This window comes from Mycobacterium sp., assembly GCF_032161845.1.
Taxonomy (GTDB): Bacteria; Actinomycetota; Actinomycetes; order Mycobacteriales; family Mycobacteriaceae; genus Mycobacterium.
In genome coordinates this window covers 1-5,324 of record NZ_JAVRQA010000268.1, presented here as the reverse complement: position 1 = coordinate 5,324, position 5,324 = coordinate 1, and the positions used below count along the sequence as shown (strand labels likewise).

Genomic DNA, 5,324 nt, shown 5'->3' with positions numbered 1-5,324 from the left:
CTGAACCGATGAGTGCCGAAGATCTCGAGAAGTACGAAACCGAGATGGAGCTCTCGCTGTACCGCGAATACAAGGACATCGTTGGGCAGTTCAGTTACGTCGTGGAGACCGAGCGCCGGTTCTACCTCGCCAACAGCGTCGAGCTGGTCCCGCGCAACGCCGACGGAGAGGTCTATTTCGAGCTCCGGCTGGCCGACGCGTGGGTGTGGGACATGTACCGCCCCGCTCGCTTCGTCAAGCAGGTCCGCGTGATCACCTTCAAGGACGTGAACATCGAAGAGGTCGAGAAGCCCGAGCTCCGGCTGCCCGACTGACGCGATGAGCACCGAGGATCGGACCCACGTCGCCGTCGTCACCGGCGCCAGTCGTGGCGCGGGCCGCGGCATCGCCACCGCGCTGCTGGGTGCAGGCTGGCGGGTTTATCTGACCGGCCGCACGGTGACCGATACCGGCGACGGTGGCATTCCGGTAGTAGTGGACCATCGCGACGACGCCGAGGTCGCGGCGTTGTTCGACCGAGTCGGGGACGAATGCGGCGCGCTCGACCTCCTCGTCAACAACGCGGCCGCAGTCCACGACGAGCTGACAAGCCCGAAACCGTTCTGGGAGAAGCACCTTGCGCTTGCCGACGTGCTCGACGTCGGATTGCGGTCGGCCTACGTGGCGTCCTGGTACGCCGCGCCGCTGATGGTCCGGGCACAACGCGCGCTCATCGCGTTCACGTCGTCGCCGGGTTCGGTGTGCTACATGCACGGGCCTGCGTACGGAGCCCAGAAGGCAGGCATCGACAAGTTGGCGGCCGACATGGCCGTCGACTTCGCCGACACGGGTGTCGCCACCATCTCCATCTGGATGGGCATCTTGTTGACGGAGAAGCTTTGCAGCGCGTTCGACGGGCACCCGGAGGCGTTGGCCAAGACCGCCGAACATGCCGAGACCCCCGAGTTCACGGGACGCGTCATCGATGCGTTGTACCGGGATCCGGGGCTAGCCGAACTCAGCGGGCAGACGGTCATCGGCGCCGAACTCGCGACGCGATACGGCATCACCGACTCCGGCGGTCGTCGACCGCCGTCGCATCGGGACACGCTCGGTGCCCCGCGGACACCGTCGTCGGTGATCGTTCGCTGACGTAGAACTGGACCGGCTCAGGACTCGATGCCCCTTGCGCGATCTTCGTAGGCCTTGCGCGCGGCGTTGTCGACGTCGTCGAGGAAGACGTGCTCCAAACCGAGCTTGCGAGCGATGAATTCGCCGGTCGACTTCGGGATGAACTTCATCGACGCGACGACCAAACCCGCGGTCCTGGTGACCGCGACCCGCCCCACCGGCTTCGTGATGAGCGCGACGATCGCGTTGGCAATGTCCTCGGGCTCGGCGTTCTTCAGCAGCTTCGCCCCTGACGTACCCGCGACGAGGTCAGTGTTGGTGAACGTTGGGAGCACCGAAGAGAAGTGGACGCCGGTGCCGCGGTGCTCGATGCGCGCCGAGTCGGTGAACCCCAGTACGGCGTACTTGCTCGCGCAATACGTCGCGAGTCCGGGTGTCGGGCTTTCCCCCGCGAGTGACGCGATGTTGATCACGTGGCCGCTGCGGCGCGGAACCATCCTCTCGGCGGCCAGCTTGCTGCCAAGGATGACGCCGTAGACGTTGATGTCGAGGATGCGACGAGTCACCCTGTCGGGTTCGTCGATCAGCTTGCCCGCAGGCATGATTCCCGCGTTGTTGATCAGCACGTCCAACGGGCCGAGTTGGCGTTCCACGTCATCGAGGAAGGCTGCGAACGATTCCGGATCGGTCACGTCGAGCTTGCCGTAGACCTCCAGTCCGAGACCGGTCGCAGACTCCTTCAACTTGGCTTCGTCGACGTCGCCGATGGCAACCTTGGCGCCGAGGCCGTGGAGGGCCGTGGCGGTGGCGAACCCGATTCCCCTTGCCCCGCCGGTGATCACGATGACCTTGTCGCGGATCGCGTCGTTCCCCGTCATTTTGGTCTCCCCGTCATTTCAGTTTCCCTTTCGATGAACTGCAGAACGTGTCGTGCCAGCGTGGACGGGTCGTCGAGTTGGGGACAGTGTCCCGAATCCGGCAGGACGACAAGGGTGCTGGCCGGTACCGATTCGTGCAGTCGCTGGCTGGCGTGCACCGGGATGATGCGGTCCTTGCGGCCGTGGATAACCAGCAGCGGACATCTGACGTGTTCCGAGTCGTAGCCACCGGCGGTCTCGAGTGCGACCGCGCGGGCATCTCCGAGCAACGTGCGAAGGCGCGCCGGGTCGGAGGCTTGGACGGTGAAGCGGGCGAGTACGTCGGGATCGGCCAGCGTCGGATCGGCGTACAGAAATCGCGCGATGGTGCGGCGAATGGCGCGGTGGTACAGGTCTTTCGGGATCGGCATCCGATGGTCCAGCACCCGAAAGGGATCGGCCCGCCCACGGCCGAGTCGCATCAACCAGTGCGATGCGAGGATGGGCTCGTCGACGGCGATGGCGCCACGGACGTCGCAGGACCCGCGTGCTGCGGCCCGCACGGACACGCAGGCTCCCAACGAGTTCCCCATCAGGATGACGGGCCCAGTATCGGCGACCATGGCGTCGACGAAGGCGTCGAGCTGCGGCATGATCGGGCCCGGTTCGCGTGGCTCCGCCCGACCAAAACCGGGCATGTCGACCGCAAAGGCGGCCCGACCGGCCGCGCCCAATTCGGTCAGCACATCCCGCCACGTTTCGGCGCCATCGGCGAATCCGTGTAGCAAGGCGATCGGTGGTCCGTCGCCGGCGACGGACAGCCGCCGGGTATGCACACCGCCGAAGCAGACCCGGTCCTCGGTGATCATCTGACCGGTCCATCGTCAGTGGTCGCGAGAAGCCCGGCGCCGATGGCAACCATCGCGGACTCGACGTCGGTGCTCTCGCGTACCGACGGAATGAGGGCGATGTCGTTCATCACGGTTTGCGCGGCCTGCACCCGGATCCGGGCGGTGACGGCGTCCCATTGCGGGTGCACTTCGCGCAGTAGGTTGACCCACTCGGCGATGTAGGCGTACTGGGCGGCTCGGGTGCGGTGACGTTCCGGTTCGGGGAGGTGTCCGGCTTCCGAGACCAGCACCGCGATGAGATGAGGATTGTCGAGGACGAATGCGCAGTAGCCAGCGAGCAGGCGGTTGAGCCCGTCACGTGGATCCGAGGCCGCGGCGAAGGCGCGGTTCATGTCCATCCGAAGCCACTCGTCGCCGCGCAGCATGGCGGCGACCAAGATGTCCGACTTGGCTGGGAAGTGGTTGTAGACACTTGGCCCGGCGATACCGACACTGGCGCCGATGTCCTCGGTGCTCACCCCGCTGAAACCGTTGGCCGCGAACAGTTTCGTTGCCTCGGTCAGGATCTTCTCGCGGCGGGACCGGGTGAGCAGGGTCGGCGGCGCTGCGTTCCGTGCCGATTTCGATTCGAGTGGCGCGATCGGGGTGTCGATCGCCGTGGCGATGAGTTCGCCGAGCAGGGTGGTGAATACCGGTTCGGGCAAGGTCAGGTTGTGAAAGGACACGCTCGTCGCGACCGCGAGTCCCGACCAGGCCAGCAACTGGGTCTGGGCGGAGCTGAGTCCGGGTCGTCGCGTATGCACATAGGCGGCGAACCGGTGGCCGATCCGACTGACCGCGGCCTGAATCTCCGCCCGGTCGGCGGGGGCGAGCTGACGCGCCTCGCGTTGCCACAAAACCCCCACGGTGCGGTGCGCGAGCACCGCCGAGGCCAACGCGTGCGCCACGTCGGGAGGCTGGGCGTTCTCGGCCGCGGTAATGGCGTCGTCGAGGGTGTTCAGCGCGTCACCCACCACGGCTGCGAGCAGGTCTTGCTTGCCGCTGAAATGCCGGTACAGTGCCGACGGACCGATGGCGACGGCTTCGGCGACGTCGCCCATGCCGACCGCCGCGTATCCGTTGCGGGAGAACAGCTCCGTTGCGGCGTCGAGGATGAGCTGCCTGCGGTTGGCGGGGCGGGTCCCGCGCGCTGGCGGGGCAACGGATCGCTGAGCCGGTCCTGCCATCATCAGGACACCTGGTTCCCAGAGTCGTCCCAATACTGTTTGCGGAGTTCGCGTTTGAGGATCTTGCCGGCGCCAGACATTGGTAGCGCGTCGACGAAGTCGACACTGCGGGGCGCCTTGTAACCGGCGATCAGCTTCTTGCAGTGCGTGCGAATCTCGTCGGCGGTTGCCTGTCGGCCGGGAAGCAGGACCACGACGGCGTGTACGCGCTCGCCCCAGTCGGGGTCGGGCACCCCGATCACCGCGCACGCCGCCACGGCCGGATGGCCGGCCAGCGCATTCTCCACCTCGGCGGAATACACGTTCTCACCGCCGGTGATGTGCATGTCCTTGATCCGGTCGACGATGAAGATGTACCCGTGCTCGTCCATCCGGCCGCCGTCGCCGGTGTGCATCCACCCGTCACGGATCGCAGCGGCCGTGTCGTCCGGCCGGTTCCAATAGCCGAGCATGACGTTGTCGCCCCGCGCGACGATCTCGCCGACCTCGCCGGGCGGTACCTCGTTGCCTCCTGGGTCGACGATGCGGACCTCGACGTGCGGTGCCGCGCGGCCCGCCGCCCGGCACAGGGCCGGGTCGTCGTGATCCTCCGCGGTCAGGATTGCCACGACCGGAGCCATCTCGGTCATGCCGTAACCCTGCGTGAAGCCGGCCGTGGGAAATACCTTGCGGGCCCGCTCGAGCAGCGCCTGCGAGATCGGGGAGGCGCCGTAGGTCAGGTGCACCAGGCTGGACATGTCGCTGTCCGCGGTGTTCGGATCATCGACCAGCATCTGGATCATCGTCGGCACCAGCAGGGCGTCCGTGACCGCGTGCTCCGAGATCGCCGTCGCGACGTCTGACGGAGAGAACATCGGCACGATCACATGGGTCGAGCCGACGAGACATCCACAGGTCCACGCACCAATGGCCGCGAGGTGGAACATCGGCGCCGCGTGCAAGAGCCGCCCGCCGGGCGAGACCATCTGACCCGAGGCGAGGCCGCCCAAGGCTGAGGTGAGCACGTTGTCGTGGGACAGCATGACGCCCTTGGGATGACCAGTGGTGCCGCCGGTGTAGAACACGCCGAGCAGCTGGGCACCCCCGGTTCGGGTGTCTTCGACCGGCGCGTGCTCCGAGATCAAGGCCTCGTAGCTCAGCGCGCCTACGGGCAGATCGCCGTCACCGCAGTGGATTACGGTCGCCAGGCCCGGAAACTGTTCCCGCAGCGCGGGAATTACTGGTGCGAAGGCGTCGTCGACGAATAGCACCCGGGTGTCGGAATCGACCAGCGAGTAGGC

6 protein-coding genes are annotated in these 5,324 nt (G+C 66.6%); 2 read left to right on the top strand and 4 right to left on the bottom strand.

Going from position 1 to position 5,324, the window contains the following annotated elements:
- Nucleotides 1-8 precede the first annotated feature (8 nt).
- Nucleotides 9-314: a DUF2469 domain-containing protein gene (locus QOD90_RS15090; protein WP_024450376.1), complete on the top strand. Its 306-nt coding sequence runs from the start codon at nucleotides 9-11 to the stop codon at nucleotides 312-314.
- A 4-nt stretch (nucleotides 315-318) separates the two neighbouring features.
- Nucleotides 319-1,131: an SDR family NAD(P)-dependent oxidoreductase gene (locus tag QOD90_RS15085; RefSeq protein WP_526351044.1), complete on the top strand. Its 813-nt coding sequence runs from the start codon at nucleotides 319-321 to the stop codon at nucleotides 1,129-1,131.
- Nucleotides 1,132-1,148: 17 nt separating this feature from the next.
- Here the strand turns inward: QOD90_RS15085 and QOD90_RS15080 are convergent, their stop codons facing one another.
- From QOD90_RS15080 to QOD90_RS15065, 4 genes are all read right to left on the bottom strand, one after another.
- Nucleotides 1,149-1,988 carry an SDR family NAD(P)-dependent oxidoreductase gene (locus QOD90_RS15080; RefSeq protein ID WP_526351042.1) on the bottom strand — a complete coding sequence of 280 codons (840 nt, stop codon included), beginning with the start codon at nucleotides 1,986-1,988 and terminating at the stop codon, nucleotides 1,149-1,151.
- Entirely contained in the window at nucleotides 1,985-2,836 is an 852-nt protein-coding gene (locus QOD90_RS15075) for an alpha/beta fold hydrolase (protein WP_526351040.1), read from the bottom strand. The genes QOD90_RS15080 and QOD90_RS15075 overlap by 4 nt, the downstream gene beginning before the upstream one ends.
- A complete protein-coding gene (locus QOD90_RS15070; RefSeq protein ID WP_526351038.1) occupies nucleotides 2,833-4,047 on the bottom strand; it encodes a TetR family transcriptional regulator in 1,215 nt (404 codons plus the stop codon). The genes QOD90_RS15075 and QOD90_RS15070 overlap by 4 nt, the downstream gene beginning before the upstream one ends.
- Nucleotides 4,047-5,324, bottom strand: a 1,278-nt coding sequence (locus QOD90_RS15065) for an AMP-binding protein (protein ID WP_526351036.1), incomplete at its 5' end; no start/stop codon positions are given. The genes QOD90_RS15070 and QOD90_RS15065, both read right to left, overlap by 1 nt.

Excerpts from the sequence above, each read along its gene's own strand:
- QOD90_RS15090 (WP_024450376.1), top strand. The coding sequence starts at position 9 with ATGAGTGCCGAAGATCTCGAGAAGTACGAAACCGAGATGGAGCTCTCG.
- QOD90_RS15085 (WP_526351044.1), top strand. The coding sequence starts at position 319 with ATGAGCACCGAGGATCGGACCCACGTCGCCGTCGTCACCGGCGCCAGT.
- QOD90_RS15080 (WP_526351042.1), bottom strand. The coding sequence starts at position 1,988 with ATGACGGGGAACGACGCGATCCGCGACAAGGTCATCGTGATCACCGGC.
- QOD90_RS15075 (WP_526351040.1), bottom strand. The coding sequence starts at position 2,836 with ATGATCACCGAGGACCGGGTCTGCTTCGGCGGTGTGCATACCCGGCGG.
- QOD90_RS15070 (WP_526351038.1), bottom strand. The coding sequence starts at position 4,047 with ATGATGGCAGGACCGGCTCAGCGATCCGTTGCCCCGCCAGCGCGCGGG.